The sequence below is a fragment of the Binatus sp. (SeqCode) genome, from assembly GCF_049584895.1.
Classification (GTDB): domain Bacteria; phylum Desulfobacterota; class Binatia; order Binatales; family Binataceae; genus Binatus.
In genome coordinates this window covers 1-1,816 of sequence record NZ_JBAUYR010000018.1, presented here as the reverse complement: position 1 = coordinate 1,816, position 1,816 = coordinate 1, and the positions used below count along the sequence as shown (strand labels likewise).

The following is a 1,816-nucleotide window of genomic DNA, read 5'->3' as shown; positions in this document are numbered from 1 at the left end:
CATGATGCCGATATTGCGCACCCGTTCTATTGGTGTCTGACGAGCCATCTAAAAAAACTCGGTATTACCAGCGGTAGTGGGCGAACGCCTTGTTGGCATCCGCCATTCGATGTGTGTCTTCGCGCTTCTTGACTGCGCCGCCGCGATTGGCGGCAGCGTCGAGGATTTCGGCCGCCAGCCGCTCTTCCATCGACTTCTCGCCACGCCCGCGCGCAGCAGTGACCAGCCATCGCATCGCGAGTGAGTTGCGCCGCGCAGGTCGCACTTCACTTGGGACCTGATAGTTGGCGCCGCCGACCCGCCGCGAGCGAACCTCGACTGCGGGGCGGACGTTGTCGAGCGCGCGCTTGAACACGACCAGGCCGTCTTCTTTCGAGCGCTCGGCCGCGAGATCGAGCGCGTGATAAAAAATCTGCTCAGCCAGCGACTTCTTGCCCCGTTCCATCACGATGTTCATGAACTTCGCGACGGTGCGGTCGTGATACTTGGGATCCGCTGGAATTTCGCGGACGCGTATTTGTCCTTTGCGCGACATATAACTCTACTTATTGCTTCACTTGGGTTTCTTCGACCCGTATTTCGAGCGGCCCTTGCGCCGCTCCTGCACGCCGATCGAATCCAGCGTGCCGCGAATCACGTGATAGCGGACGCCCGGCAAATCGCGCACGCGACCGCCACGAATCAGCACCACCGAATGCTCCTGCAGGTTGTGCCCGACTCCTGGAATGTAGGTGTTCACCTCGATCCCGTTGGAGAGCCGCACCCGCGCTACTTTTCGGAGCGCGGAGTTCGGCTTCTTTGGCGTCGTCGTCTTCACCTGCGTGCATACACCACGCTTCTGCGGCGAGCCTTCGAGCGCGCGCGCCTTGGTCTTGAAGGTCTTCTTCACGCGGGCTCGTCGGATCAATTGATTTATCGTCGGCACTTAAGTCTTCCCAATCTAATCATTCCCGTTCGCTTCGCGAGGCGCACGCCTTCGACGCCCGCCGATAACTCTGAGACCGCTCGGCGCTGGCTTCGCAGCCGGCCCGGTTTTTCGCCGGATTGCCCCCGGTGGGGCGCGGTGTTCAAACAAACCCCCCAAGGACACTTATGCCCTTGGGGGAAACATCATTATGTACGGGACCCAGCGGCCCGTGTCAATCTCCACCCGGTGCGGCGACGGCGGCGAGCTCGGGTTTTTCCACTTCTTCTTCCGCCGCAGCGCCTTCGACCTTCACCACCATCGCGTTGTACGAGTTCATGCCGGTGCCGGCCGGGATCAGGCGTCCCATGATCACGTTTTCCTTGAGCCCAACCAGCCGGTCAACTTTGCCGTTGATGGCCGACTCGGTCAGCACGCGGGTGGTCTCCTGGAACGATGCCGCCGAGATGAAACTCTCGGTAGACAAAGACGCCTTTGTGATTCCGAGCAGCAGCGGCTCCGCGATCGCAGGCTCTCCGCCGCGCGTCAGCACGCGTCCGTTCTCTTCGTCGAAGCGCCACTTCTCGACCTGGTCGCCGACCAGGAACGGCGTGTCTCCTACTTCCTTGATTCGCACGCGACGCAGCATCTGGCGCACGATCACTTCGATATGCTTGTCGTTGATGCGCACGCCCTGCAGCCGGTAGATTTCCTGGATTTCGTCGACCAGGTATTTCGCCAGCGCCTTTTCGCCGAGAATGGTCAGGATGTCGTGCGGGTTGGACGAGCCTTCCATCAACGGCTCGCCCGCTTTCACGATATCGCCTTCGTGCACCGCGATATGCTTGCCCTTCGGAATCAGGTACTCGCGCTTCTCGCCGATCTCAGGAGTGACTTCGACCTTGCGCTTGC

General features: G+C 60.7%; 2 protein-coding genes and 1 pseudogene. All 3 read right to left on the bottom strand.

The genetic code is table 11. The features are described 5' to 3' along the window. Positions 1-64: 64 nt before the first annotated feature. Positions 65-535 carry a 30S ribosomal protein S7 gene (gene rpsG / locus WB650_RS03460; RefSeq protein WP_423959425.1) on the bottom strand — a complete coding sequence of 157 codons (471 nt, stop codon included), beginning with the start codon at positions 533-535 and terminating at the stop codon, positions 65-67. A gap of 18 nt (positions 536-553) precedes the next feature. Then, positions 554-925 carry a 30S ribosomal protein S12 gene (gene rpsL / locus WB650_RS03455; protein WP_422293119.1) on the bottom strand — a complete coding sequence of 124 codons (372 nt, stop codon included), beginning with the start codon at positions 923-925 and terminating at the stop codon, positions 554-556. Positions 926-1,139: 214 nt separating this feature from the next. After that, positions 1,140-1,816 (bottom strand): annotated as a pseudogene (locus WB650_RS03450) (DNA-directed RNA polymerase subunit beta'); the annotation flags it as partial.

Bases quoted from the DNA above. Each gene is read 5' to 3' on its own strand.
- rpsG (WP_423959425.1), bottom strand. From the start codon at position 535: ATGTCGCGCAAAGGACAAATACGCGTCCGCGAAATTCCAGCGGATCCC.